We start from the raw sequence: 23,246 nt of genomic DNA, 5'->3' as shown, positions 1-23,246 counted from the left end.
TTGCTCGTTGGTTGTCTTCAGCGCTCGATCGGCAGGCCGGCCTTGGCCCAGGCGCCAAAGCCGCCCGCCAGATGGGTGTCGACGCTGGCCTGCGCGGCGGCGCATTTGTCCAGCGCCATGCCCGAACGCTTGCCGCCCAGACAGGTCAGCACCAGTTGCCGCCCCTCGACCGCAGGCAGGCGGCTGGGCTGGAAAGCGGAGAGCGGCATGTTGATCGAGCCGGGGATATGCCCGCCCGCAAATTCGTCCGGTTCGCGCACATCGACCACCATCGCCTGATTCGCGGCCAGCATGTTGGCCAGCTCATGAGCGTTGATTTCGCGGTGCCGGGCCGAATTTCCAAAGCCGAAGATCATGACATTGCATCCTTATGCCTCGGGCGGGATGGCCCGTTAAAAACATGCCTTGCTTATATGCTGCAAATATAATATTAGTCAAGCAGGATTGGAAGCGACGCCATGCAGGAGCCGCCCGAACCATCCGCAGATCACTGGGTCCGTATCGCATTGGGAGAGCCAAACCATGTCCTTGCCCGGAAACGCCATGCCCGGAAATTCCCTGCCGCGAATCGTCGTGCTGGGCGCGGGCCTCGGTGGCACGATCGCCGCCTATGAAATCCGCGACGCGACCAAGGGACGCGCCGAAGTCACCGTAGTTTCCGACAGCGAGGACTACTGGTTCGTGCCGTCCAACCCATGGGTGGCGGTGCGCTGGCGCGAGCCTGAGGCGATCCGGGTGCCGCTGGCGCCGGTGATGGCGAAAAAGGGCATTGGCTTTACCAGCGTGGGCGCGCTGCGCGTCCATCCGCAGGATCAGCGCATCGACCTGCGCGACGGCACCAGCATCACCTATGACTGGCTGGTGATCGCCACCGGGCCGGAACTGGCCTTTGACGAAATTCCGGGTTTCGGGCCGCAAGGCTATACCGTTTCGGTATGCCGGACCGATCATGCGGCCCATGCCGCCGACGCTTTCGACGCCTTTTGCGCCGATCCCAAGCCCATCGTTGTGGGCGCGGCGCAGGGGGCATCCTGTTTCGGCCCGGCCTATGAATTCGCGCTGATCCTCGACACCGAACTGCGCCGCCGCAAGATCCGCGACCGCGTGCCGATGACCTTTGTCACCAGCGAGCCCTATATCGGCCACCTCGGCCTTGACGGCGTGGGCGACACGAAGGGCCTGCTGGAAAGCGAGATGCGCGAGCGGCACATCAAATGGATCACCAATGCGCGCGTCGCCAGCATCGAACCGGGCATGATGCATGTCGAGGAAGTGGGCGAGGACGGCGCGGTCAAAAAGGCGCATGACCTGCCCTTTGGCTATTCGATGCTGCTGCCCGCGTTTCGGGGCGTCGAGGCGGTCCATGGCATAGAGGGTCTGACCAATCCGCGCGGCTTCATTCTGGCCGACCGGCATCAGCGCAACCCGACCTTCAAGAACATCTATTCGCTGGGCGTCTGCGTGGCGATCCCGCCGATCGGGCCGACCCCGGTGCCGGTGGGCGTGCCCAAGACCGGCTTTATGATTGAAAGCATGGTGACGGCGGTGGCCCATAATATCGCGTCCGAACTGGATGGGCGCGAACCGGACGAGGTGCCAAGCTGGAACGCGGTCTGTCTGGCCGATTTCGGCGACGGCGGCGTGGCCTTTGTCGCCCAGCCCCAGATCCCGCCGCGCAATGTCAACTGGTCCTCGCATGGCAAATGGGTCCATCTGGCCAAGGTCGGCTTTGAGAAGTACTTTCTCCACAAAGTCCGCTCCGGCACCAGCGAGCCGCTTTATGAAAAGCTCGCGCTCAACGTGCTGGGGATCAGCAAATTAAAAGAAACAACCAAGGAGAGCGTGCGATGACACTTGATACTGCTGTGATGCGTTTTGCCGGCACGGTCGTTCTGGCCAGCGCGCTGGCCGCCCATTTCATCCATCCGGCATGGATTTACCTGACCATGTTTGCCGGGGCCAATATGCTTCAGGCCAGCGTGACCGGATTTTGCCCGGCCGCAGTCCTGTTCCGGGCCATGGGCGTCAAGCCGGGCACGACGTTCAAGTAAGAGGGATCGGGCATGCGCCGCTTACTCATACTGCTGCCGCTGCTGGCGGCGGCTCCGGCATGGGCCAATGCGGCGCAGGCCAATGATCTGAACGCGGCCATCGCTGATGCCCTGGCCCATGCCCCCGCTCTGGCCGAGGCGCAGGCGGGGCAGGCCGAGGCCAAGGCGCGGCTGGACGGGGCGCGGGCGCAGGGCAACCCGATGCTCAGTGTCGAAGGACAGATTGGCGCCGGACGCATCGACAATGGCGGTTTCTTCGGCTTTACCGCGCGCAATGTGACGCCTCTGGCGCTGCGGGCGGGGGCGGAAATGCCGCTTTACGCCGGGGGCCGTGTGGCCGCCGCCATCGATCAGGCGAAGGGCGGCAAGGCCGTGGCCGATCTGGCTCTGGCCGATGCGCGTTCGCGCGTGGTGGTGGGCGCGGTGGCCGCCTATGCCGAAGTGCTCACGGCCCGCCGGATCGAGGCGCGGTTTCAGCAATTGTCGGCCGAGCTGGCCGAGGTTGAACGGCAGGCCAAATTGCGTTTTCGGGCGGGCGAGATCCCGGCCTCCGACCTTGCCGCCGCCACCGCGCGCCGGGCCGAGGGCGAGGCGGGCCTTGCCGCCACACAGGGCCGCCGCATCACCGCCGAGGCGCAATATGCGCGCGCCACCGGGCATGAGGCGGGCGATCTGGCCCCTCTCCCGCCCCTGCCCGCCACGCCGCCCACGCTGGACGAGGCCATGGAGAGCGCGCACCGCGCCAATCCGGCCCTGGCGCAGGCGGAAAAGGGCATCGACATCGCGCGGGCCGGTGTGCGCGGCGCGCGGGCCGAAAGCCTGCCCACCATCGGCGCCTTTGCCGAGGCCACGCGCACCCGCGACCAGTTCTTTCCCGATTACCGCGCCGATGCGATGGCGGTGGGCGTTCGGGGCCGTTGGACCCTTTGGGCGGGCGGGCGCACGGCTGCCAAGATCCACGAGGCCGATGCCGGGCTGGACGCCAGCGAGGCCCGCGCCCGCGAGGCTCGCGAACAGATCGATACCGCCATCATTTCGGCATGGACCGGCCTGAAAACCGCCCAGCGCATGGTCGATGCCAGTACGCTGCGCGCCACCGCCGCCGCCGAGGCGCTGCGCAGTGTGCAACTGGAGGCCAAGGTTGGCGCGAAACCCACGCTGGCCGTGCTGGATGCCGAGCGCGAGGCGACCGCCGCCGATGCCGGAAGGATTGAAGCCGAGGGGCAACGTCTGCTCGCGGCATGGCAGCTTAACGCACTGGCTGGCGCGCTGGCGCCGTAAAGGAGGTTTACCATGAACAAGGACTGGCCGCAGATGGCCAAGGATCTGTCGGGGGCGATCAAGGAAGTGCGCATCGGCGCGCCCGATGTGATGAAAAACTTCTCCGCCATGGCCAGCGCCGCCACCGCCAATGGTGCGTTGGACAGCAAGACCAAGGAGCTGATCGCGCTGGGCATTGCCGTGGCGATCCGCTGCGACGGCTGCGTGGCCTTTCATGCGCAGGCCGCGCTCAAACATGGCGCTACCCGCGAAGAGGTGATGGATGCCATGGGCCTTGCCGTCTATATGGGCGCCGGGCCAAGCCTGATGTATGCGGCGCAAGCCGTGGAGGCCTATGACCAGTTTGCGGCGGCCGCGAAATAGATCAGGCGCGCACGACCTCATCGGCGCGGGCGGCTTGGCGCGCTTTTAACAGATCGTGGCGCGTGACCATGCCGACCACCCGGCCATCGGCGGGGGACAGCACGGGAATGCGCCCCTTGCCCGTTTCCAGAATGAGGTCGGCCAGCGCGCCAATCGGTGTCTGCGGCCAGACATAGGGCGAGGAGGCATCCGAAAGGACATCGCGCAGGCACAGGTCTAGCTCCATTCCGCCGCTCTGCCAGTTCAGCGCATCCTCACGCGAGACCATGCCGACAAGGCCGCCTGCGGCATTGACCACCGGATAGCTGCGATGCCAAGCCCCATCGGCAAAGAAGGCCAGGGCCTCGGAGACCAGCGTGGTGTCGGCCATGGTCTGGGGTGCGGGGGTCATGATCCGTTCGACCTGAAACAGTTCGAGCGGATCGACGCTGTATTCCTGACGGATATGGCGGCCGCGCCGCGCGATCTTTTCGGTCAGGATCGAGCGGCGCATCACCAGCACGCTGACCCCATAGGCGCCGATGGCGCAGGCCATCGTTAGGGGCAACGCCTCGAAATGCCCGGTCAGTTCGGCGGCGAACAGGGCGCCCGTCAGCGGTGCGCGCATCGCCCCGCTCATGATCCCGGCCATGCCGATCATCGCCCAGACGCCTTCGCCCCCCGGCAGCCACAGGCCCGCCAGCGCGCCCAACGCCCCGCCCAGCATCAGCAAGGGCGCGAGCACCCCGCCCGATGTGCCCGATCCCAGCGCCACCAGCCAGACCATGGCCTTGACCGCCAGCAGCAGCGCAATCGCCCGTGCGCTCATCGCGCCATCGAGCAGCGCCTGAATATTGGCATAGCCCGCTCCCAGCACGCGCGGATCGATCAGCGCGCCCAGCCCGACCACCAGCCCGCCGATCGCAGGCCACCACATCCAATGCACCGGCAGGCGGTGAAATCCATCCTCCACCCGGTAGAGCGCGCTGGAAAGCACCCCTGCCAACGCCCCCTGCAGCAGCCCCAGCCCCAGCGCCGCCGCCAGCACCCAGAACCCGGCAGGCATAGTCAGATTGGCCGGAAACATCGGCCCGCCGCCAAGCCAAACCCCGCGCAGCACATAAGCGACCAGACAGGCCAGCACCACCGGCACAAAACTGCGCGGTTTCCATTCGAACAGCAGAACCTCGACCGCCAGCAGGATCGCGGCCAGCGGCGTGCCGAAAATCGCCGTCATCCCCGCCGCCGCGCCCGAGACCAGCAGCGTCTTGCGCTCGGCAGCGGTCAGGTGAAAGCGTTGGGCAAAGAGCGAGCCGATGGCGCCGCCGGTCATGATGATCGGCCCTTCCGCGCCAAAGGGGCCGCCGCTGCCGATGGAAATGGCTGAGGACAGGGGCTTGAGAATGGCCACTTTCAGCGACAATCGGCTCTCGCCATAGAGGATGGTTTCGATGGCCTCGGGGATGCCATGGCCGCGGATCTTTTCCGAACCATAGCGCGCCATCAGCCCGACGATCAGGCTGCCCAGCACCGGCATCAGCACGATCATCGCCGGATTGGCTCCCGCCGCCATGGTCGCAGGATCAGCCGAAAGGCGGCCATACCAGAACAGATTGGTGGCCAGCGCGATCAGCCGCAGCAGCACCCACGCCCCCGCCGCGCCCCCTGCGCCCACCACCAGCACGGCAAGGGCCAGCACGACCATGCGATGATCGGCGGTATGGTCGCGCAGATTTGGCAAATCAGGGGCGAAATGGGATGGTGGCAAAGGGGCAACGGACATAGATGGCTCCGGATTGTGCCCGGCGCAGATATATCGTAATACGATATAAATCAAGAAGAGGAAACGCCATGTCTGAACTGGAGGACGCCGATTACGCCCTGTTGGCGCAATTCCGGCATACGCTGCGCCAGTTTCTGGTGTTCAGCGAGGACAAGGCGGCCGGTTTCGGCCTGACGCCGCAACAGCATCAGGCGCTGCTGGCGATCCGCGCCGCGCCCGAAAGCGGGGCGACCGTCGGCTATGTGGCCGAAAGGCTGATCCTGAAGCCGCACAGCGCCAGCGGGCTGGTTGATCGGCTGGAAACGCAAGGCTGGCTGACGCGCGCGCCCTCGCCGCAGGATCGGCGTCAGGCCCTGCTGGTCCTGACCGACAAGGCGCGCGAGGCGCTCGAGGGGTTGAGCGCGACCCATCGCGAGGAAATCCGCCGCTTGCGCCCGATGCTGACCGATCTGCTAGATCGTCTGGGATAAGCCGTGCCGCAATGGCCCCAAGATGAATATTTTACGACAATTGTATTCAGATTGTCGGAAGTCAGCCTCCGCTAAAACCGCCCCATCGGCACATCGCCGTTACGGGAGAAGTGACATGCGGCATTGGATCGGAGCCATGGCCATCGGGGCGGCGGGCCTGATGATGGCGGGGAGCGCGCAGGCGCAGAGCTGGGGCGTCTATGTCGGTAGCGGCGCGCCGCCCTATGCGACAGGCTGGCGCGACGAAGGCGCGGACCGGATGATGAGTTTCATCTGTTCGGGGCAGCGCGCCCATGGGCTGGAAAACCGGCTGGATCACGAGGTGGACGAAGGCGATATCGACCCCGGCACCGCCAATCGCATCCACGCCGCCATCGACGGCCTTGAAAACCGCCAGCGCCACGAATGCGCGGAGGGCGATGTCCGCTCGGTCCGCGAGATCGGATGGCGCTATGACCGGATCGGGCAATGGATGGAGAGTGCCGCCCATGGCGATGACGGGCCGGGCTGGCGTCCTCGTTGGTAAACTTCAGAGATACTTGCCCAGTTCGGACAGCTGCGCCAGTTTCTCGCGCAGCTCCGGCGTCAGTTCGCCCAGCGTATCGGTCAGGTGATGTTCGATATGATGGGCCACCAGCCGCGTCTTGGCCTTGTCCAGAGCCGCCACCACGGCGGCCAGTTGCTGGGCCACATCAAGCGCGCTGCGGTTATCCTCGATCATCGCGATGATGCTGGCGAGGTGACCGTTGGCGCGCTTGAGGCGGTTGGTCAGGTCCTTGTCGGTGGCGTGGCTCATCGCGCCGGTTCAGAGCAGATGGCGCGCGCCGTCAAGCGCAATCACCGCGCCGACGATCAGGATCACCGCGCCTGAGAGCAGCGGCGCCTTGCGCACCGCATCGCCAAACCCGCTCCAGCGCTTTTCCAGATGGCGCAGCGAAAGCGCGGCCAGCACGCCCGAGGCCACCATCGTCAACGCCAGCCCTACCGAAAACCCCGTCACCAGCACCGCGCCCAGCGCCACCCTGTGCAATTGCAGGCAGAGCATCAGCACCGTGATCGCGCCGGGGCAAGGCACCAGCCCGCCCGTCAGGCCAAAGACCACGATCTGGCCCGTGGTGACCGAGCGGCCCGCAAAGCGGCGGCGGATGTCCTCGGCATGGGCCGCCTCATGGGCATCGACATAGCCGCCGGTGGCCAGTTCCAGTTCGTGGATCTCTTCTTCGGTCGGTTCGTGATGATGGTGGTGCCCGTGGTGGTGATCATGGCCATGGTGGTGATGGTCATGGTGATGGCTGTGGCCATGATGATGCTCATGGGCATGGGCCGCGTGCAGATCGGCCCGCGCGCGCCGGATCATCCAGATCGCCATGGCCACGATCACCGCGCCCGAGGCGAGCTGGAAATAGGGTTCGGTGTCCTCGGCCCGAAATGAGCCAAAGGCCCACATGCCCCCCATCGCCACCAGCCAAACCACCAGTGTATGCGAAAGCGTGGCCGCCAGCCCCAGCAGCACCGCCTGACGCACTGTGCCTTTCACCGCGATGATGAAGGCGGCCATCATGGTCTTGGAATGGCCCGGCTCCAGCCCGTGCAGCGCGCCCAGCAGGATGGCGCTGGGGATGAAGAGCCAGCCATGGGCGGCGTCCTGGGCGATAAGGGCGGTGAGATCGGTCATGGCGCCTGCACCTATCCCCCCTGGGGGGATATGGCAAGCGTGATATTGTCGCCCCTTGCCCATCGCCTCGGTTGACATGCAGGGCCCGAAGCGCCAAAGGGCGGCCACCCCCTGGGGAGTAGCCATCCGCATTTTCAGCGGAGCGCATGTCAACAAACTTGGCTTCGGCCATGGCATGTGCGGCCTTTACGGTTTGGCGAGACCATGGATCGGCATGCACTCGGGGCCGGGCGCGTGCCCGGTTCATGTATCCTATGCCCGGCCCTGTGGAATCTGTTCATGTCTTCTTTGACGATCACCATCGCACTGCTGCTCGGATCGGCAGTCGTGATCTATCTGGCCTGCGAATATTTCGTGAATGGCGTTGAATGGGTCGGCGAAAAAATGGACGTCGGCCAGAAGGCGACCGGCACGATTCTCGCCGCATTCGGCACGGCCCTGCCCGAAAGCGTGGTTACGCTGGTGGCGGTGGCCTTTGGCACGGGGGCTGCGGCCAAGGAACTGGGTGTGGGGGCGGCGCTGGGCGGTCCGTTGGCGCTGTCGACCATTGCCTATGCCACGGTGGGCGTGGTGCTGTTGCTGACGGGGCGGCGGTTGGCGGCATCAAGCGATATGGCGCATACTTTCCGCCATCTCAGCAAGGATCAGGGCTGGTTCCTCGCCATCTTTGCGGCCAAGATCACGCTGGGTCTGCTGGCCTTCGCGTGGAAACCTTGGCTCGGCGTGCTGTTTCTGGCGGCCTACGCGCTCTATGTCCGTCAGGAGCTGGGCGGCGAAGGCGATGATGCCGAAGAGGGTATCGAGCCGCTGAAATTCCAGCCCGGGCGGGCGGTTCCTGCCACGGCCATGGCTGTTTTTCAGGTGCTGGTGGCGCTGGTGGTGATCTTTGTGGCCTCGCAGATTTTTGTGCGGCAATTGGAAGCGCTTGGCCCCGCGCTGGGCCTGCGCCCGCAATTGCTGGCCCTGTTGTTCAGCCCGATCGCCACCGAATTGCCCGAAACGATGAATGCCATAATCTGGGTACGCCAGGGCAAATACAAGCTGGCGCTGGCCAATATTTCGGGCGCGATGATGATTCAGGCGACGATCCCGACCGCGCTGTGCCTGTTCTTCACGCCCTGGTTGCTGACGCCCCCGCTGCTGGTGGCGGCGGGCGCGACGATGGCGGCGATCCTCATCATGTTCCTTGTGTTTCGGCGCGGCATGGCCTCGCGCGGGCTGCTGGCGGGGATGGGGCTGCTCTATCTGGTGTTTGCGGGCGTCATTGCCGCGCTCCATCTGGGTTAAGCGGCGAGGGATCACGCCCCAGAAACAGGCGCGCGATCAGCGAGCGCAGCCAGACCACACCCGGATCGTCCTGCACCCGCAAATGCCAATATTGCGCGATGCCGATCAGCGGCGCGGCAAAGGGCGGATCGATCAGACGCAGCGGGGCCATACTGGCAAAAATGGCCCCAACCGCCTTGGGCACGGTGCTGATCAGATCCGAGCCGGCCACCAGCAGCGGTACGCTCATGAAATGGGGCGATTGCAGCGCGACACGGCGACGCAGGCCCATGTGTTCAAGCTGCATCTCGAACAATTCCTGACTGCGCCCGCTGGACGAGACGACGATATGGCCCAGCGCCAGAAAGGCTTCCTGCGTCCAAGGCGCATCCAGCGCCGGGTGCCCTTCGCGCATGATGCAGGTGAAGGGATGGTCGAACAGCTTTTGCGTCATGAAAGGCCCCTGCCCCAGATCGGGGAAATAGCCGAGCGCCAGATCGACCGCGCCCTCCCCCATCGCCTGCACCAGATCGGCCGGACGCAGCGACCGACATTCGAGCGTCACCTGCGGCGCGGCGCGCTCCAGTTCCCGCATCAGGCGGGGCAGGAACACCAACTCGCCAATGTCCGAAGTGGAGAGCACGAAATGGCGCGTCGCGCTGGCCGGGTCGAAATGGCGGCCCGCCAGAATATCATGCTCCACCCCATGCAGCAGGCGGCGCAGCGGGTCGCGCAGGCTTTCGCCCAGCGCGGTCGGGCGCATCCCCGCCCCATCGCGCACCAGCAATTGGTCACCCATCGCCCGGCGCAGTTTGCTCAGGGCAAAGCTGACATTGGGCTGGCTCATGCCCAGACGGCGGGCGGTGGCATGGACGCCGCGCTCCTCCAGCAAGGCGTCAAGCACCACCAGCAGGTTGAGGTCAAAGCGGCGATAGTCCATGCATCTTAATCCGTCTGGCTGATTATGATGATTATATCAAACAGTCTGACGGATTATGCCAGATGCTTCTAATCTCCCCGCAACCGCAGGGAGAGAGAAGCCACATGACCACCAAGCCATTTCTTCGCAACATCTGGTATGTCGCGGGTTGGGCCGCCGATCTGGCGCCCGGTGCGCGGGTGGCGCGGACGTTTTTGAACCGCCCCGTCGTCCTGTGGCGCAGCGAAGCGGGCAAGGTCTTTGCGCTGGACGACCGCTGCGCCCATCGCGCCATGGCGCTTTCGAGCGGTCCGGTGGTGGGCGAGGCGATCCGCTGCCCTTATCACGGCATGGAATTTGGCGGCGACGGACGCTGCACCCGCATTCCGGCGCAGGACAAGATCCCCGACATCGCTCGCGTGCGCGCCTATCCTCTGGTCGAGCGGCAGGGGTTGCTGTGGATCTGGATGGGCGATGCGGAGCGGGCTGATCCGGCGCTGATCCCCGATTATCCGGTGCATGAGGATCCCAAACTGGCCTGGCGCAGTTCCTATTTTCATGTGGGCGGCAATTGGCAATTGCTGGTCGATAATCTGATGGATCTCTCGCACCTGCCCTATATCCACGCCCACACGATCGGCGGCGACCCGGAATTGCATTTCCGCACGAAAACCCAGTCGGAAAAGCTGCCCAACGGCGTGCGCGTGATGCGCCATATGCCCGATTCCGATCCCCCGCCCACCTATGTCGCGGCCGCTGGCTTTACCGGCAAGGTGGACCGCTGGCAGGAAATCGAGTTCGAACCGGTAATGATCCGCATCCATACCGGCGCCTGCGATCCGGGCACCGGGGCCTATGAGGGGCGGCGCGAGCATGGCTTCTCGATGTTCGGCTTTCACGGCATCACGCCGGAAACCGAGACAACCACGCATTACTTCTGGTCGATGGCCACGAATATCCTGACCGACGGCATCCCCGACGAGGTGTTTGAACAGACCGCCCGCACTTTTGCCGAGGATATGGAAGTGCTGGAATTGCAGCAGGCGCGGATATTGGGCATGCCCGATCTGCCGATGATCGACATTGCCAGTGATGTGGGCGGGCGCCACACGCGCCAGTTCATCGCCCGATGTCTGGCGCGCGAGGAGGAGGTTTAGGCTCTAACCATGGGGGCGCAACGCCCAGGCCGAACCCTTAGCGGTGGCGATGGCCGCCCCCGCCTCCTCCGCCGTTGAAATGCGGCATGCTGGTTCGGGGGCCGGGCGTCATGGAGCCATGGAAGGGCTGATAATTATGCGGCCCGCGCGGCGCCTCGCGCATGAAATGGCCCCGGTCGCCCCGGATATAGACCCGGTCGCCCATGCCGCGGCGATAATAGAAATAGCCGTCATTGCCCCAATAGCCGTCATAGATCGTGCCGTAATAGCCGTCATACCAGCCGTTATAGGCATAGGGGCCGGGACCATAGGCCATCCGTCCGCCATAGGCATAATCATCCGCGCAGCCCGCCAGCGGCAGCGCGCCAAGGCCGAGAAGCAGCAGGGAGAGGGTCTTTTTCATCATCATGATCGCCTCCGTGATCAGGGCATCATCCTGTCGGCGCCCTTTTCTCTTGTGCGGCGGCGCAGGCATGACCAAAGCGGGACAGGCCATCAGGAATGGCCACCCGTTAACTCCTTATCCGACCCGCACTGTGACTTATGCCTGAATAAGACGCGCGCAAATGGGTAATTTCATCATTTCACCCGATCATCGCGTCAGGAATTTGATATCGGATGCCTGATCGATGCTCAGCGTCTGGACCTCTTCCTTGACCGCGCCGCTGGCGGGATCGCGGCGGAACACCTTGATCCCATGGCTGCGCTGATTAGCGATCAGGACAAAGCGGCCGTCAGGCGAAAAGGCGAACTCGCGCGGCTCATTGCCTTCGACAGAGCGGCGGTCGGCCAGTTGCAGCGATCCATCCTTGGACGACACTTTAAAGCTGAGCAGGTGATTGTCGCTGCCCCGATCGGTTATCGAGAGGAAACGGCCATCGGGCGAGAAATGCAGCGCCGCCGCGCTGACCTTGCCCGCGAACCCTTCGGGCGCCAACGCGATCGTCTGGCGCAGCGTCAGGCGGCCTTCGGCATGATCGAGCACCGCCACCTGCCCGGCCATTTCCAGTGTGACATAGGCATGTCGGCCATCGGGCGAAAAGATCAGGTGGCGCGGCCCCGATCCTTTGGGCATTTCGGTAAAAGGCTGGTCCCGCAGGGCCGACAGGGGCGTTTCGCGCCGCGCCGGGTCATAGCGATAGGCATGGATCCGGTCGCCCCCCAGATCCTGCACAAAAACAAAGCGGCCATCGGGCGAAGATACGACCGAATGGATATGGGGCGAGGTCTGACGGTCGAGGTTGACCATGCTGGCGCGATAGGTCTTGATCTGCGTGACCGGCCCCAGCGCTCCGCCCTTGCCCACCGGCAGCACCGACAAAGTGCCGCCCGGATCGGCCAAGACCGCGTAATTGGCCACGAACAGATAGCGCCCATCCTTGCTCAGACTGGCATAGGTGGGTTCGGCGCCCAGCGAGGACATGCGGTTGATGAAGGTCAGCCGCCCGCTTGCCGGGTCCATCCGATAGGCCGATGCGCGGCCCACCGGATCGCGCCCGCCCTCGCCATTTTCATCCACCGCATAGAGCAGCCGATGATCGGCCGAAGGCACCAGCCATGACGGGTTTTCCGCCGCCGTTACCTGCGCCGGGCGCGGGTCGATATGGCCGGTGCGGTCATCGAAATTATAAAGATAGATCCCCTTGCTCTGCCCGCCCGTATAGGTGCCGATCAGCAAGGGCGTGGCCATAGCGGATGAAGCGCCCAACACCAGACCGAGCGAGCCGAGCAAAACTTTGAAAACCATGACCTGTATCCTGCCAAAAGCGGCGATACAGGTGACCGCTTCGCGCTTCATCGTCAAGTGCGTCGCGCTCCTCATTCAAGTGCATCGCACTTCATCGCCAAGGCGCTTGAATGCGCCCCGGTTCAGGCCGATTCCCGAATGATCAGTTCATGATCCAGAATAACCGTGTGCTGCTCGATGGCTTCGCCGTGAAAGATCGCCTGCATCATCCGCACCGCCGCCTCGCCCAATTGCGCGGCAGGCTGGCGGATGGTGGTGAGAGGCGGCGAGGCGTAGGCGGCAAAGCGCATGTCGTCGAAACCGACCAGCGCGATGTCATCGGGCATACGCAGCCCCTTTTCGCGGATGGCGGCCTGCGCACCGATCGCCATTTCATCGCTGGCGCAAAACACCCCGTCGGGCCATTCCGGGCGTTCGAGCAAACTTGCCATCGCCTCATAGCCCGATTCCATCGAGAAATTGCCCACCACCACCCAATCGGCCCGCTGCTCCATCCCCGCCTCGCTTAAGGCGCGCTGATAGCCTTCCAGCCGGTCCGTACTGACCGTATAGCGCAGCGGCCCCGAAATCATCGCGATCCGTTTGCGGCCCGAGGCGAGCAGATGGCGCACCGCCATTTCCCCGCTGCGGATATTGTCGATTTTCACCCTCGGGCAATTGGGTCCGTAAACGCTGCCCTCGGCCAGAACTAGCGGAAAAGGCAAAGGCGAACCGGCATCGAAACTGTCGCGCAGCACGCTGGGCCAAAGCGAGCCGAACAGGATCAGCCCGTCGGCCACGCGCGAAGTGACCAGTTCGACATAGTGGTCGAGCCGCTCCTGTTTGCGCTGTGTCTCTCCGATCAGAACGCGGCAGCCCAGTTGATGGGCCACATTCTCGATATTCTTGAGCGCTTCGGCAAAGAAGAGATTGGAGATTTCCGGGATGATGACCAGAATGGTGCGGAACCCCGGCCGTCGCAATTGCTGGGCCATGGCATTGGGAACATAGTTGAAATGGGCGATCGCTTCGCGCACCCGACTGCGCCGGGCGGGCGTCACCTTTTCAGGCTCGCGCAGCACGCGCGACACGGTGGCCAGCGACACACCCGCGAATTTGGCGATGTCATGGATGGTGGGCGTATCGGACACGGGTCCATCCTGTCTGAGGCGAAGAGGTAAAGTGAAATATTAGAATGAAGAATTTATTTTTCAATCGCCATCTGCCGCCAAAGCCTCACATCTTATGCTCCTGCCCCATATCTTATGTTGCTTCAACACGGTCTTAACATCGCCTTTGCATCAAAGAAAACGGTGAACTGCGGGGCATGGGCGACGAAAGTGCGAATGCCGGGTGGTCCTTCGCATGGAATGGGTTTATCGGCCCGGTCATCAGGTCCGGCATGATGGCTTTGCGTTCAACGCGGCCGGGCGATTTGCACCGATGCTCTAAAAGGGGCGACCCGCATCATGATGGATCTCAACGATTTTGCCTTCTTTGCCGCCGTGGTCGAACATGGCGGCTTTTCGGCCGCATCGCGCGCCACCGGCGTCGACAAGGCCCGCCTTAGCCGCCATGTCGCAGCATTGGAGGAGCGGCTGCATGTGCGCCTGCTCCAGCGCTCCACCCGCAGCGTTGTGCTGACGCAGGCGGGCAAGAGTTTCTATGAAGGCTGCATGCTGGTCATCGACGGGGCGCGGGTGGCCTGCGAAAGCGTGCTGGAATTTCAGCGCGAGCCTTCGGGCACCATCCGCATCGGCAGCCCGGTCATCATTTCGCAGAATTTCCTCGCCCCCATCCTTCCACGCTATCTGGAGGCCCATCCCAAAGTGTCGGTCGTGATCGAATCCACCGACCGGCAGCTCCATCCTCTGGAGGATCGCTTCGACGTGATCCTCTCGGCGCAGGCGCAATTTCCCGATTCCAGCAGCCTTGTCGCGCGTGAAATCGGGCGGATCCGGCGCATTCTGGTCGCACAGCCGGGCTTTCTTGAGCGGCACCCGGCCCTGCGCGATCCGGCCGATCTGATCGATCTGCCCATCATCGCGCGCCATACCGATATGGTGGATGAAAGCGCCCGCTGGACCATGCTCAATGAAGAGGATGTGGCCTTCAAGCTGGATTTTCAGCCGCGTCTGGTGACGGGCGATCTTCAGATCCAGATCGAGGCGGCCTGTTCGGGGCTTGGCCTTGCGCTGCTGCCCGAACCGCTGGTCGATGCGCGTTTGGCCGGTGGCGATCTGGTGCGGGTGCTGCCCGATTGGTTCACGCCGGAATACAGCCTGTTTATCGTCTATCCCACCCCGCGCGGCATCCTGCCTTCGGTGCGCAGCTTCATTGATTTCGCGATGGCCAATATCACGGTCGGGCCGAAAAAAGCCCGCGGACCAGCGGACGGGGCTGGTCCGCGGTGATGGCGGCCAAGGGCATTGGGGGGTGGATGGAGCGATGGCCCGGAGGGGGGAACCGGGCCATACACACCCTTGGCCGAAACTTATGCCTTAGAAGCGATAGGCGACGCCTGCGAAGATCTGGTGACGGTCAAACCGGCCATTGCCTTCGCTGAAATCGCTGTAACGGTATTCGACGCGGGCCGAGACCTTGTCGGTCAGCTTGCGTTCCACACCGCCGCCCAGCAGCCAGCCATCGCGGTCATCCGAACCATGGATGTTGCCGATATTCGCACCGGTCAGCGCGTTGGAATAGCCGCCGCGGACATAGGCGAGCGTCTTGGGCGTCACCAGATAGCCGGCGCGCAGCGAGAGATCGACCGAACGCTTGGGCGAGATCGAGGCCAGCCCGTTGCCAAAGCGCGAGCTGATCGGAAAGTTCACTTCGGCCTGCGCGCCCACCACGATGCGGGGATAGACTTCCTGGTCATAGCCCATGAACACGCCCAGCGTGCCGGTGTCGCTGGTCTGGGCCAGAGGGGTGACGCCAAGGGCCGTGCCGGGGTTGCGCACGTCATTTTCTTCCCAGCCGCCCTGAACACCGACGAAGGGGCCGGTGAAACCCTGAGCATTGGCGGCGGCAGCGGGGGTGGCAACAGCCGCACCGGCCAGAGCAAAAGCAGCAGCGGCAGTATAGATGACAGAATTCATGATATTCCTCCTGCGCCCGCTGTCTCTTATTGTCCTTTGGCCCGGCTTCCGATCCTGCGGAAAACCGTTGAACCATCGGGGGTTGGCAGCGGGTGTGAGCGCCAAATGGGCCTGTCGCGGCCCGATGATAAGACGGCAATTGCGTGAAGGATTGTTGTTGGAATGATGCTAATCCGCGCCGAGCCGGTTGGGCTGGCTCTGGCCATTGCGCGGGGGCGGCCAGAGCCCTGCGCAAGGGTATCGGGCGCGGCGAAAAGGGCGTTGGTCTTACGCCTGCGGGCTTGTGTCGTAATTCCCCTGCGCGGTTCATATTCGGCTAATCTGGCGGAGGCTCCTCCCGGTTTTTTTGAAAACTGAGCGGTGACATGTCCATATTTGACCGGATTTCTTATGCCTCATCCGATTTGGCGATCGATCTCGGCACGGCCAATACGGTGGTCTATGTGCGCAACAGGGGCGTGGTCATCGCCGAGCCTTCGGTGGTCGCCCTGCAGACCATCCAGGGGGTTCACAGCGTGCTGGCGGTGGGCGATGACGCCAAGCTGATGATGGGCCGCACGCCCGAGAATATCAGGACCGTCCGCCCGCTGCGCAGCGGGGTCATTTCCGATATTGATGTGGCCGAACAGATGCTCAAACATTTCATCCGCAAGGCGCAGGGACAGCGGGGCCGGATGCGCGGCAGTCCCGAGATCATCGTCTGTGTCCCCTCGGGCTCCACTTCGGTAGAGCGGCGCGCGATCCGCGATGCCGCCTCCAATGCGGGCGCGCGCAAGGTCTGGCTGATCGAGGAAACCATGGCCGCCGCCATCGGCGCCGATCTGCCCGTCACGCATCCGATCGGCTCGATGGTGGTCGATATCGGCGGCGGCACGACCGAGGTGGGCGTGATCGCCACGGGCGGCATCAGCATGTCGATGTCGGTGCGCGTGGGTGGCGACAGAATGGACGATGCCATCATCTCCTATGTCCGGCGCAGCCACAATCTGATGATCGGCGAGTCGACGGCCGAGCGCGTCAAGCTGCAACTGGGCGCCGCCCAGCTTTCCGATGGGCCGGTGCCCACAACCATCGTCAAAGGGCGCGATCTGGTCAGGGGCGTGCCGCTCGAAATCACGATCTCGCAAGCCGAAATCGTCGAGGCGCTGGCCGAACCGGTGGGGCAGATCGTGGCGGCGGTGCGCAGCGCGCTGGAAAACACCCCGCCCGAAATCGCCGCCGACATCATCGACGGCGGGATCATCATGACCGGCGGCGGGGCGCTGCTGGCCAATCTCGACCGTCTGATCGCATCGGAAACCGGCCTGCCGGTCAAGGTGGCCGACAATCCGCTCGATTGCGTGGCGCTGGGCGCCGGGCATGTGCTGGAGGACCCTTCGTATCGCGGCGTGCTCCATGCCACCTAGGCCCAAGGGGCGGTGCGGGGCGGGCGCAAGATTCTTTTAATAAAAATTCCATACAAACACCTAGGGTCGCATAAAGCATCAGGACGGTTGTATTGGAATCTGGTCACGCCTTGGGCGGGGCATGGGTGCGCGGGCGCTCTGCCCGTCGCTTTTGCCGACGCTTGCGCCGCGATGCCTCGGGCGGGCCGACGATGGAATTCGCCCTTGTCGCCCCGGCCGTCGTCGCCCTGCTGCTGGCCATCCTGCATATCGCGTTGATCTATCTGGCGCAGGAAGGGCTGGAAACGGCGGTTGAGGCTTCCTCGCGCCTGATCCTGACCGGCTCGGCCCAAACGCTGCAACTGGGCAGCGGGACGGGCGCCTATACGGGCATGAAGGCCGCTGATTTCAAGACCGCCGTATGCAGCGGCATTTCGGGCAAGGATTCGAGCGGCGCGGCAGTGACCTATCCTGCCTCGCTGCCGCCCTTTCTGACCTGCAACCGGCTCTATGTGAATGTTCAGGTCGTGCCCGCCACCTGCACCACGCCTACCATCACGACGCCCAACTTCACCTATGCCAACGGCACGCTGGCCAGCACGGGCACCGGCTATGGCCAATCCAATTGCGCGGGCACGACCAACACCAACGGCGGGATCAGCGGCACCCAGAAATCGCTGGTGATCGTTCAGCTCATCTATCTGTGGCCCACGGTGTCGGCCCCGCTGGGACTGAATTTCGTTAATCAGGCCAATGGCAACCGGATGCTGGTGGCCACCTCGGTGGTGACGGTCGAGGGCTATCTCTGCGCCACGGGGGTGACCTCATGCTAGACCGTCTGGCGCGCAGCCGCGACGGGGCGGCGCTGATCGAATTTGCCTTTGTCCTGCCGGTGCTGCTGATCCTGTTCATCGGCGGCTATGTGGTGGCCGACATGATCGCCTGTTCGCGCAAGGTCACGGTGGCCACGCGCGCGCTTTCCGATCTGGTGGGGCGCAATGTGTCGCCCTCCAGCACCGTCACCTCGGCCACACTGACCACCTATATGAACTCGGCCCAATTGGTCATGACGCCGATGCCCGCCGCCCAGACCACGCTGCAGATCACCAATTTGCGCGTGTGCGACGCCACACATGCCTATGTCGTGTGGAGCCAGGCCCAGACCAACGGCGCCACCGTTAACTCCTCGCTGACCGCCGGGACCGTGGTGTCCATTCCGGCCAATCTGGTCACGGCGCCCATGGTGCCCACCTCGCCCGATGGCTCGAATGTCTGTCAGAACACCACCAGCGGGGCCAACAAGGTGATGGTCGGCACCGCCGGCGGCTATCTCTTTCTGGGCCAGATCAGCTTTACCTATACCCCGCCCATCGGTCTTGGAACGCTCGCCACCACGAAGCTGAGCGATCAGGACTATATGATCCCCCGCCTGCCATAGGTCGCGCGCCATGAGCCTTCGTTTCGCCCCCCTGACCCGTTCCCTGCGTCTGACTCTTGGCCCGTTGCGCCGCGACGGGCGGGGCAATGTGATGGCGATGACGGCGCTGGCCATCATTCCGCTGGTCTTTGCCACCGGCTTTGGCGTGGATTACAGCCGGGCGCAAAGGTTGCAGACCAAGCTGAACGCGGCGGCCGATGCGGCGGTGCTGGCCGCGGTGGTTCCGCAAATGCTGAACCAGACCGACGCGGCGGCTCAATCGGCCGCACAGAACATGTTCGATCAGCAGGTCAACGGCCTGAGCGGGCTGAGCAGCATCAGCCGCACCGTCACCATCAGCAGCACCCAATCGGGCAGCCTTGGCACATTGCGGGTGGCCAAGATCACCTATACGGCCATTTCCAGCAATATTTTCAGCAGCATCCTGCATGTCCCCACCCTGCCCATCGGCGGCAGCGCCAGCGCCAGCGCGTCCCAGCCGCCCAGCATCAATTTCTACATCGCGCTCGATACTTCGCCCTCAATGCTCCTGCCCACCACCACCACCGGGATCACCAATCTGACGGCGGGCGCGCGCTGGAATGGCGAGCAATATTATTACGGCCGCGTCGATGGCTGCGACTTTGCCTGTCATTCGAACAATATGCACCAATGGAACGCGGGCACCTATGTGGTGGATTCCAGCTCGCGCCCGATCTATCTCAACAACAACACGTCCAGCAGCATCACCTTTTACCGCGTGGCCTGCGACGGCACCGTCTATGACAATAACGGGACTAAACTGGGCACGGGCGGGTCGATCAGCGGGTCGGCAACCTATTGTTCGGGTTATAATCCAGCGGCCAATCCGGTCAATCTGACCTACCTGCCCACAGGCGCCTCGAAAACCACCACGGTCAGCGTCAATTTCCCCGACACATGGTGGCTGGCGCGCAATTACAGCACGGTCAATCCCGGCCAGTCGGCCATCACCCTGCGCACCGATGCCGAAGGCGATGCCGCCGCCAGCGTCATCCAATATGCCTATCGCGTCGAACAGCAATATGCGACCGCCAGCGTGCCGCCGATCTACAAGATGCAGTTCTTCACCTTCAACGTGGGCAATCCGGCGCCGCTCTCCACCTCGCCGTTCGGCACGATGACCGATGTGGCCACGCTGCAGGGTCTGACCTTTCCGAACATGGGCGCGCAGGCTCCCCTGCTGGCGGCCAATTCCTATTGGACCAACCTGAGCACCTATACCGGCAACGCCGACACCAATTTCACTTCGATGTTCACCTGGATGCAATCGACCATGCCCAGCACATCGGGCAGCGGCACGCAGGCATCGCCGCAAAACGTGCTGATTCTGGTGACCGACGGGTTGGAGGATGACAATACGGGCGACGGCATAACCCAGCTCAACGCCAACAACATCTCACAATGCAACGCGATCAAGGCGACCGGCACGCGCATTGCGATTCTTTACACACAATACCTGCCCGCCACGATCAACTACACGCTGCATCCCACGTTCAACAGCACGGCCGCCAATAACGTACCCTATATTCAGCAGCAGTTGCAGGCCTGCGCTAGCCAGAATGCCGATGGCACCTATCTGTTCCAGACCGTTTCCACCGACGGCAGCGTGTCGACCGCGCTCAACACGCTGTTTGCCATGGTGGTGCAATCGGCAAGACTGGTGAAATAAAGCGCAAAGGCGGCTCCGGCGGGAAGGGCCGAGGCCGCCTCGCAGGGTCTGACAGGGGAAATCAGACCGCAGGGTCAGAGAGCTGGGTCAGACGGCTGGGTCGTCATCAATGGGCGAGTTGAATTCGTGCCACAGCCCGTTGATGATGCCAAAGCCCACCGCAAGGCCCAGACCCAGCACCCACGTAAAATACCACATGGTGTGTTCCTTTTTAGTAGAAATCAGGGTTCGAGCGCACATCGCCCAGAGTGATCCGCCCGCCCAGCATCTTCATCACCCATGCCGTGTAGCCCAGCACCACCGGCAGGAAGATGACCGTGACGATCAGCATGATGAACAGCGTCATATGGCTGGACGAGGCATTCCACACCGTCAGGCTGGAGCGCGGATCGATCGAGGACGGCAGGATGAAGGGAAACATCGAGCAGCCCACCGTGGCGATGATGCCCGTCGTGGCCAGCGCCGTGCCTGCCAGATTGAGCCAGCCCCGCCGCGCCGTGATGCCCGCCAGCGCGACCAGCGGCCCGACAAGGCCCAGAACCGGCGCCAGCACCATCCATGGATGCGCGCGATAATTGCCCAGCCATGCGCCGGGCGCGGCCACGCTGGCCGAGAGCAGCGGGTTGGACGGACCTTGCGTGTCAACCGCGCCGTTGATCGCCATGCCCATGCCCCCGTGCGCCACCATCAGCCCGCCGACCAGGAACAGTGCGATCGTCACCACCGCCGCGATCCGGGCTATGGCGCGGGCGCGGACCAGCACCGGCCCCTCCTCGATCTTGACCGCGAGCCATCCCGCGCCATGCAGCGCCAGCATGGCCACCGAGAGCAGGCCCGTCAGCAGGGTGAAGGGCGTGAACAGGCCAAGCAGCGAGCCTTCATAGGTCATGCGCAGATCGCTATCGAGCCGGAAGGGCGCGCCGATCAGCACATTGCCCACCGCCACGCCAAACACCAGCGCAGGCACAAACCCGCCCACGAACAGCGCCCAGTCCCAGCGGTTGCGCCAGCCTGCATCGGCATGTTTCGAGCGATATTTGAACGACACCGGCCGCAGGATCAGCGCCGCCAGCACGAGGAACATGGCAAGGTAGAAGCCGGAGAAGCTGACCGCATAGACAAAGGGCCATGCGGCAAAGATCGCCCCGCCGCCAAGGATGAACCACACCTGATGGCCCTCCCAATGGGGCGCGATGGCGTTGATGACCAGACGGCGCTCCTCATCGCTGCGCCCGACAAAGGGCAGCAGCGCGCCCACCCCTAGATCGTAACCATCGGTGAGAGCAAAGCCGATCAGCAAAACGCCCAGCAGCGCCCACCAGATGACCCGCAGCGTTTCATAATCAAGCGGAATATGCATGGATCTTCCCCCTTATTCGGCGGGCAGCGGGGCAAAGCCCTGCGCGGCGGCCATGGGTTCGTGATGTTCCTCCGGCCCTTTGCGGATCGCGGCGATCATCAGGCGGATCTCGATCACGGCCAGCGTGCCGTAGAGCGCGGTAAAGCCGATGATCGTTGCCCAGATCTGCGGCACGGTCAGCGAGGATGCGCCAAGGAAGGTCGGCAGCACGCCATCGACCGCCCATGGTTGCCGCCCGATTTCAGCCAGCACCCAGCCCGCCTCGATCGCGAGCCACGGCAGCGGGATCATGAACACCGCTATCTTCAGGAACCAGCGCTTGGAAAACCGGCAGGCCGAGGCGCAATAAAAGGCCATGGCAAAGAAGGCGATAAAGCCAAAGCCGAGCGCCGCCATCCCGCGAAACAGGAAGAACATCACCGGCACGTTGGGCACCGTGTCCCATGCCGCCTTCAGGATCTGCTTGTCGTTGGCCTGGCGCGGATCGGGCATATAGCGCTTGAGCAGCAAGGCAAAGCCGATGTCGCGCTTATGCGCCTCAAAGGCGGCGCGGGCGGCGATATTGCCGCGATCCTGCTTCAGCTTCTCCACCGCATCATAGGCGATGATCCCGCTGTGAATGCGCTCATCGGCGCGCAACACCAGTTCCTCGATCCCGTCGATCTTGCCCGACAGGCTGCGCGTGCCAATGATGCCCATCACATAGGGCAGCTTGATCGCGCCATGGGTGGTGCGCCCCGCCACATCGGGCAGGCCGATCAGCGTGATCGCGGCGGGCGCGGGTTCGGTTTCCCACATGGCCTCGATGGAGGCCAGCTTCATCTTCTGGTTGTCGGTGAGCGCATAACCGCTCTCGTCGCCCAGCACGACCACCGAGAGCGCCGAGGCCAGACCAAAGGCCGAGGCCACCATCATCGAGCGGCGCGCCACATTGGTCCATTTGCCGCGCAGCAGATAGATTGCCGAAACGCCCATCACGAATGTGGCGGCGCAGACATAGCCCGCGCTGACCGTATGGACGAATTTGGCCTGCGCAACGGGATTGAACAGCACCTCTTTAAAGCTGGTCACTTCCATCCGCATGGTTTCGGGATTAAAGGCCGCCCCCACCGGATTTTGCATCCAGCCGTTGGCGATCAGGATCCACAATGCCGAAAGATTGGTGCCCAGCGCCACCAGCAAGGTGACAAAAAGATGCTGAACCCGGCTGAGCCGATCCCAGCCGAAGAACATCACGCCCACCATCGTGGCTTCGAGGAAAAAGGCCATCAGCCCCTCGATCGCCAGCGGGGCGCCGAAAATGTCGCCCACATAATGCGCGTAATAGGCCCAGTTGGTGCCGAATTCGAACTCCATGGTCAGGCCCGTGGCCACGCCCAACACGAAGTTGATGCCGAAAAGCCGCCCCCAGAAGCGGGTGATCACCCGCCAGATCGGCCGCTTGGTTATGACATAGACACTCTCCATAATGACCAGCATGAAGGAGAGGCCAAGTGTCAAAGGAACGAAAAGAAAGTGGTACATGGCTGTCAAAGCAAATTGCAGCCGCGATAGTTCGATAACCGCCATATCCATCGGACATGTCCCCGTTGGGGCCGCGCA

25 protein-coding genes and 1 riboswitch are annotated in these 23,246 nt (G+C 63.6%); of the genes, 13 read left to right on the top strand and 12 right to left on the bottom strand.

Annotated features, from left to right (window positions below; genetic code table 11):
- Positions 1 to 17: 17 nt before the first annotated feature.
- A complete protein-coding gene (locus tag BGP00_RS09780; protein ID WP_292690752.1) occupies positions 18 to 356 on the bottom strand; it encodes a rhodanese-like domain-containing protein in 339 nt (112 codons plus the stop codon).
- Between the two features lie 187 nt (positions 357 to 543).
- On the opposite strand from BGP00_RS09780, the gene BGP00_RS09775 reads away from it, so the two are divergent.
- From BGP00_RS09775 to BGP00_RS09760, 4 genes are read left to right on the top strand one after another with little or no spacing between them, the layout of a single operon-like run.
- Positions 544 to 1,851, top strand: a complete 1,308-nt coding sequence (locus tag BGP00_RS09775) for an FAD/NAD(P)-binding oxidoreductase (RefSeq protein WP_292690751.1) — start codon at positions 544 to 546, stop codon at positions 1,849 to 1,851.
- Positions 1,848 to 2,051, top strand: coding sequence for a DUF2892 domain-containing protein (locus tag BGP00_RS09770; protein ID WP_168601784.1), 204 nt, complete (start codon positions 1,848 to 1,850; stop codon positions 2,049 to 2,051). Before BGP00_RS09775 ends, BGP00_RS09770 begins: the two co-directional genes overlap by 4 nt.
- Positions 2,052 to 2,063: 12 nt before the next feature.
- Positions 2,064 to 3,332, top strand: coding sequence for a TolC family protein (locus tag BGP00_RS09765; protein ID WP_292690748.1), 1,269 nt, complete (start codon positions 2,064 to 2,066; stop codon positions 3,330 to 3,332).
- 12 nt (positions 3,333 to 3,344) lie between these two features.
- Complete coding sequence (locus BGP00_RS09760) at positions 3,345 to 3,695, top strand: carboxymuconolactone decarboxylase family protein (protein WP_168601786.1); 351 nt, start codon at positions 3,345 to 3,347, stop codon at positions 3,693 to 3,695.
- A 1-nt stretch (position 3,696) separates the two neighbouring features.
- Here the strand turns inward: BGP00_RS09760 and BGP00_RS09755 are convergent, their stop codons facing one another.
- Complete coding sequence (locus BGP00_RS09755) at positions 3,697 to 5,457, bottom strand: chloride channel protein (protein WP_292690745.1); 1,761 nt, start codon at positions 5,455 to 5,457, stop codon at positions 3,697 to 3,699.
- Between the two features lie 68 nt (positions 5,458 to 5,525).
- Here BGP00_RS09755 and BGP00_RS09750 point away from each other — a divergent pair, with 68 nt between their 5' ends.
- Positions 5,526 to 5,927, top strand: a complete 402-nt coding sequence (locus BGP00_RS09750) for a MarR family transcriptional regulator (RefSeq protein WP_292690744.1) — start codon at positions 5,526 to 5,528, stop codon at positions 5,925 to 5,927.
- 115 nt (positions 5,928 to 6,042) lie between these two features.
- The gene (locus tag BGP00_RS09745; RefSeq protein WP_292690742.1) at positions 6,043 to 6,453 is read left to right on the top strand and encodes a histidine kinase; all 411 of its coding nucleotides are present in this window, start codon (positions 6,043 to 6,045) and stop codon (positions 6,451 to 6,453) included.
- Positions 6,454 to 6,456: 3 nt separating this feature from the next.
- On the opposite strand, the gene BGP00_RS09740 is transcribed toward BGP00_RS09745, so the two are convergent.
- Together BGP00_RS09740 and BGP00_RS09735 are read right to left on the bottom strand one after the other, a co-directional pair.
- Positions 6,457 to 6,723: a metal-sensing transcriptional repressor gene (locus BGP00_RS09740; protein WP_292690740.1), complete on the bottom strand. Its 267-nt coding sequence runs from the start codon at positions 6,721 to 6,723 to the stop codon at positions 6,457 to 6,459.
- Between the two features lie 9 nt (positions 6,724 to 6,732).
- Positions 6,733 to 7,602, bottom strand: coding sequence for a nickel/cobalt efflux transporter (locus tag BGP00_RS09735; protein ID WP_292690738.1), 870 nt, complete (start codon positions 7,600 to 7,602; stop codon positions 6,733 to 6,735).
- A gap of 107 nt (positions 7,603 to 7,709) precedes the next feature.
- A riboswitch (yybP-ykoY riboswitch) is annotated at positions 7,710 to 7,867 on the top strand.
- Between the two features lie 14 nt (positions 7,868 to 7,881).
- Between BGP00_RS09735 and BGP00_RS09730 the strand changes: the two genes are divergently transcribed.
- Positions 7,882 to 8,889, top strand: a complete 1,008-nt coding sequence (locus BGP00_RS09730; protein WP_292690736.1) for a sodium:calcium antiporter — start codon at positions 7,882 to 7,884, stop codon at positions 8,887 to 8,889.
- Here the strand turns inward: BGP00_RS09730 and BGP00_RS09725 are convergent.
- On the bottom strand, positions 8,864 to 9,808 hold the full coding sequence (locus tag BGP00_RS09725) for a LysR family transcriptional regulator (protein WP_292690734.1): 945 nt from the start codon (positions 9,806 to 9,808) through the stop codon (positions 8,864 to 8,866). The genes BGP00_RS09730 and BGP00_RS09725 overlap by 26 nt on opposite strands.
- A 104-nt stretch (positions 9,809 to 9,912) precedes the next feature.
- Between BGP00_RS09725 and BGP00_RS09720 the strand changes: the two genes are divergently transcribed.
- Positions 9,913 to 10,944: an aromatic ring-hydroxylating dioxygenase subunit alpha gene (locus BGP00_RS09720; RefSeq protein ID WP_292690732.1), complete on the top strand. Its 1,032-nt coding sequence runs from the start codon at positions 9,913 to 9,915 to the stop codon at positions 10,942 to 10,944.
- Positions 10,945 to 10,981: 37 nt separating this feature from the next.
- Here the strand turns inward: BGP00_RS09720 and BGP00_RS09715 are convergent, their stop codons facing one another.
- The 3 genes from BGP00_RS09715 to BGP00_RS09705 all read right to left on the bottom strand — a co-directional run bounded on the left by BGP00_RS09715 (position 10,982) and on the right by BGP00_RS09705 (position 13,821).
- Positions 10,982 to 11,353, bottom strand: a complete 372-nt coding sequence (locus tag BGP00_RS09715) for a hypothetical protein (protein WP_246869879.1) — start codon at positions 11,351 to 11,353, stop codon at positions 10,982 to 10,984.
- Positions 11,354 to 11,536: 183 nt separating this feature from the next.
- Positions 11,537 to 12,691: a lactonase family protein gene (locus BGP00_RS09710; RefSeq protein WP_292690730.1), complete on the bottom strand. Its 1,155-nt coding sequence runs from the start codon at positions 12,689 to 12,691 to the stop codon at positions 11,537 to 11,539.
- Positions 12,692 to 12,813: 122 nt separating this feature from the next.
- Entirely contained in the window at positions 12,814 to 13,821 is a 1,008-nt protein-coding gene (locus BGP00_RS09705) for a LacI family DNA-binding transcriptional regulator (RefSeq protein ID WP_292690728.1), read from the bottom strand.
- Between the two features lie 318 nt (positions 13,822 to 14,139).
- Between BGP00_RS09705 and BGP00_RS09700 the strand changes: the two genes are divergently transcribed.
- Positions 14,140 to 15,084: a LysR substrate-binding domain-containing protein gene (locus tag BGP00_RS09700; RefSeq protein WP_292690726.1), complete on the top strand. Its 945-nt coding sequence runs from the start codon at positions 14,140 to 14,142 to the stop codon at positions 15,082 to 15,084.
- Positions 15,085 to 15,171: 87 nt separating this feature from the next.
- Here BGP00_RS09700 and BGP00_RS09695 read toward each other — a convergent pair whose 3' ends face one another.
- Entirely contained in the window at positions 15,172 to 15,771 is a 600-nt protein-coding gene (locus tag BGP00_RS09695) for an outer membrane beta-barrel protein (RefSeq protein ID WP_292690724.1), read from the bottom strand.
- Positions 15,772 to 16,136: 365 nt separating this feature from the next.
- Here BGP00_RS09695 and BGP00_RS09690 point away from each other — a divergent pair, with 365 nt between their 5' ends.
- The 4 genes from BGP00_RS09690 to BGP00_RS09675 all read left to right on the top strand — a co-directional run bounded on the left by BGP00_RS09690 (position 16,137) and on the right by BGP00_RS09675 (position 20,284).
- Positions 16,137 to 17,177, top strand: coding sequence for a rod shape-determining protein (locus tag BGP00_RS09690; RefSeq protein ID WP_168601798.1), 1,041 nt, complete (start codon positions 16,137 to 16,139; stop codon positions 17,175 to 17,177).
- Between the two features lie 92 nt (positions 17,178 to 17,269).
- Complete coding sequence (locus BGP00_RS09685; protein WP_292690722.1) at positions 17,270 to 17,989, top strand: TadE/TadG family type IV pilus assembly protein; 720 nt, start codon at positions 17,270 to 17,272, stop codon at positions 17,987 to 17,989.
- The gene (locus tag BGP00_RS09680; RefSeq protein ID WP_292690720.1) at positions 17,983 to 18,594 is read left to right on the top strand and encodes a hypothetical protein; all 612 of its coding nucleotides are present in this window, start codon (positions 17,983 to 17,985) and stop codon (positions 18,592 to 18,594) included. Before BGP00_RS09685 ends, BGP00_RS09680 begins: the two co-directional genes overlap by 7 nt.
- A gap of 10 nt (positions 18,595 to 18,604) precedes the next feature.
- Positions 18,605 to 20,284, top strand: a complete 1,680-nt coding sequence (locus BGP00_RS09675; protein ID WP_292690718.1) for a pilus assembly protein TadG-related protein — start codon at positions 18,605 to 18,607, stop codon at positions 20,282 to 20,284.
- An 87-nt stretch (positions 20,285 to 20,371) separates the two neighbouring features.
- Here the strand turns inward: BGP00_RS09675 and cydX are convergent, their stop codons facing one another.
- Genes cydX through BGP00_RS09660 form a run of 3 tightly spaced genes read right to left on the bottom strand, consistent with a single transcriptional unit; the run spans position 20,372 to position 23,219 of the window.
- Complete coding sequence (gene cydX, locus BGP00_RS09670) at positions 20,372 to 20,482, bottom strand: cytochrome bd-I oxidase subunit CydX (protein WP_084391181.1); 111 nt, start codon at positions 20,480 to 20,482, stop codon at positions 20,372 to 20,374.
- A gap of 13 nt (positions 20,483 to 20,495) precedes the next feature.
- Entirely contained in the window at positions 20,496 to 21,644 is a 1,149-nt protein-coding gene (cydB, locus tag BGP00_RS09665; protein ID WP_292690705.1) for a cytochrome d ubiquinol oxidase subunit II, read from the bottom strand.
- A gap of 12 nt (positions 21,645 to 21,656) precedes the next feature.
- On the bottom strand, positions 21,657 to 23,219 hold the full coding sequence (locus BGP00_RS09660) for a cytochrome ubiquinol oxidase subunit I (RefSeq protein ID WP_292690703.1): 1,563 nt from the start codon (positions 23,217 to 23,219) through the stop codon (positions 21,657 to 21,659).
- Between the last annotated feature and the right edge of the window lie 27 nt (positions 23,220 to 23,246).

The sequence above is a fragment of the Novosphingobium sp. 63-713 genome (genome assembly GCF_001898925.1).
Lineage (GTDB): Bacteria > Pseudomonadota > Alphaproteobacteria > Sphingomonadales > Sphingomonadaceae > Novosphingobium.
The sequence above is the reverse complement of the archived record's forward strand: the minus strand, read 5'-3'. Positions and strand labels throughout refer to the sequence as shown.

Excerpts from the sequence above, each read along its gene's own strand:
- BGP00_RS09755 (WP_292690745.1), bottom strand. The coding sequence starts at position 5,457 with ATGTCCGTTGCCCCTTTGCCACCATCCCATTTCGCCCCTGATTTGCCA.
- BGP00_RS09720 (WP_292690732.1), top strand. The coding sequence starts at position 9,913 with ATGACCACCAAGCCATTTCTTCGCAACATCTGGTATGTCGCGGGTTGG.
- BGP00_RS09775 (WP_292690751.1), top strand. The coding sequence starts at position 544 with ATGCCCGGAAATTCCCTGCCGCGAATCGTCGTGCTGGGCGCGGGCCTC.
- BGP00_RS09745 (WP_292690742.1), top strand. The coding sequence starts at position 6,043 with ATGCGGCATTGGATCGGAGCCATGGCCATCGGGGCGGCGGGCCTGATG.
- BGP00_RS09765 (WP_292690748.1), top strand. The coding sequence starts at position 2,064 with ATGCGCCGCTTACTCATACTGCTGCCGCTGCTGGCGGCGGCTCCGGCA.
- BGP00_RS09730 (WP_292690736.1), top strand. The coding sequence starts at position 7,882 with ATGTCTTCTTTGACGATCACCATCGCACTGCTGCTCGGATCGGCAGTC.
- BGP00_RS09660 (WP_292690703.1), bottom strand. The coding sequence starts at position 23,219 with ATGGATATGGCGGTTATCGAACTATCGCGGCTGCAATTTGCTTTGACA.
- BGP00_RS09735 (WP_292690738.1), bottom strand. The coding sequence starts at position 7,602 with ATGACCGATCTCACCGCCCTTATCGCCCAGGACGCCGCCCATGGCTGG.
- BGP00_RS09770 (WP_168601784.1), top strand. The coding sequence starts at position 1,848 with ATGACACTTGATACTGCTGTGATGCGTTTTGCCGGCACGGTCGTTCTG.
- BGP00_RS09680 (WP_292690720.1), top strand. The coding sequence starts at position 17,983 with ATGCTAGACCGTCTGGCGCGCAGCCGCGACGGGGCGGCGCTGATCGAA.
- BGP00_RS09750 (WP_292690744.1), top strand. The coding sequence starts at position 5,526 with ATGTCTGAACTGGAGGACGCCGATTACGCCCTGTTGGCGCAATTCCGG.
- BGP00_RS09700 (WP_292690726.1), top strand. The coding sequence starts at position 14,140 with ATGATGGATCTCAACGATTTTGCCTTCTTTGCCGCCGTGGTCGAACAT.
- BGP00_RS09695 (WP_292690724.1), bottom strand. The coding sequence starts at position 15,771 with ATGAATTCTGTCATCTATACTGCCGCTGCTGCTTTTGCTCTGGCCGGT.
- BGP00_RS09710 (WP_292690730.1), bottom strand. The coding sequence starts at position 12,691 with ATGGTTTTCAAAGTTTTGCTCGGCTCGCTCGGTCTGGTGTTGGGCGCT.
- cydB (WP_292690705.1), bottom strand. The coding sequence starts at position 21,644 with ATGCATATTCCGCTTGATTATGAAACGCTGCGGGTCATCTGGTGGGCG.
- BGP00_RS09725 (WP_292690734.1), bottom strand. The coding sequence starts at position 9,808 with ATGGACTATCGCCGCTTTGACCTCAACCTGCTGGTGGTGCTTGACGCC.
- cydX (WP_084391181.1), bottom strand. The coding sequence starts at position 20,482 with ATGTGGTATTTTACGTGGGTGCTGGGTCTGGGCCTTGCGGTGGGCTTT.
- BGP00_RS09675 (WP_292690718.1), top strand. The coding sequence starts at position 18,605 with ATGAGCCTTCGTTTCGCCCCCCTGACCCGTTCCCTGCGTCTGACTCTT.
- BGP00_RS09780 (WP_292690752.1), bottom strand. The coding sequence starts at position 356 with ATGATCTTCGGCTTTGGAAATTCGGCCCGGCACCGCGAAATCAACGCT.
- BGP00_RS09690 (WP_168601798.1), top strand. The coding sequence starts at position 16,137 with ATGTCCATATTTGACCGGATTTCTTATGCCTCATCCGATTTGGCGATC.
- BGP00_RS09740 (WP_292690740.1), bottom strand. The coding sequence starts at position 6,723 with ATGAGCCACGCCACCGACAAGGACCTGACCAACCGCCTCAAGCGCGCC.
- BGP00_RS09715 (WP_246869879.1), bottom strand. The coding sequence starts at position 11,353 with ATGATGATGAAAAAGACCCTCTCCCTGCTGCTTCTCGGCCTTGGCGCG.
- BGP00_RS09760 (WP_168601786.1), top strand. The coding sequence starts at position 3,345 with ATGAACAAGGACTGGCCGCAGATGGCCAAGGATCTGTCGGGGGCGATC.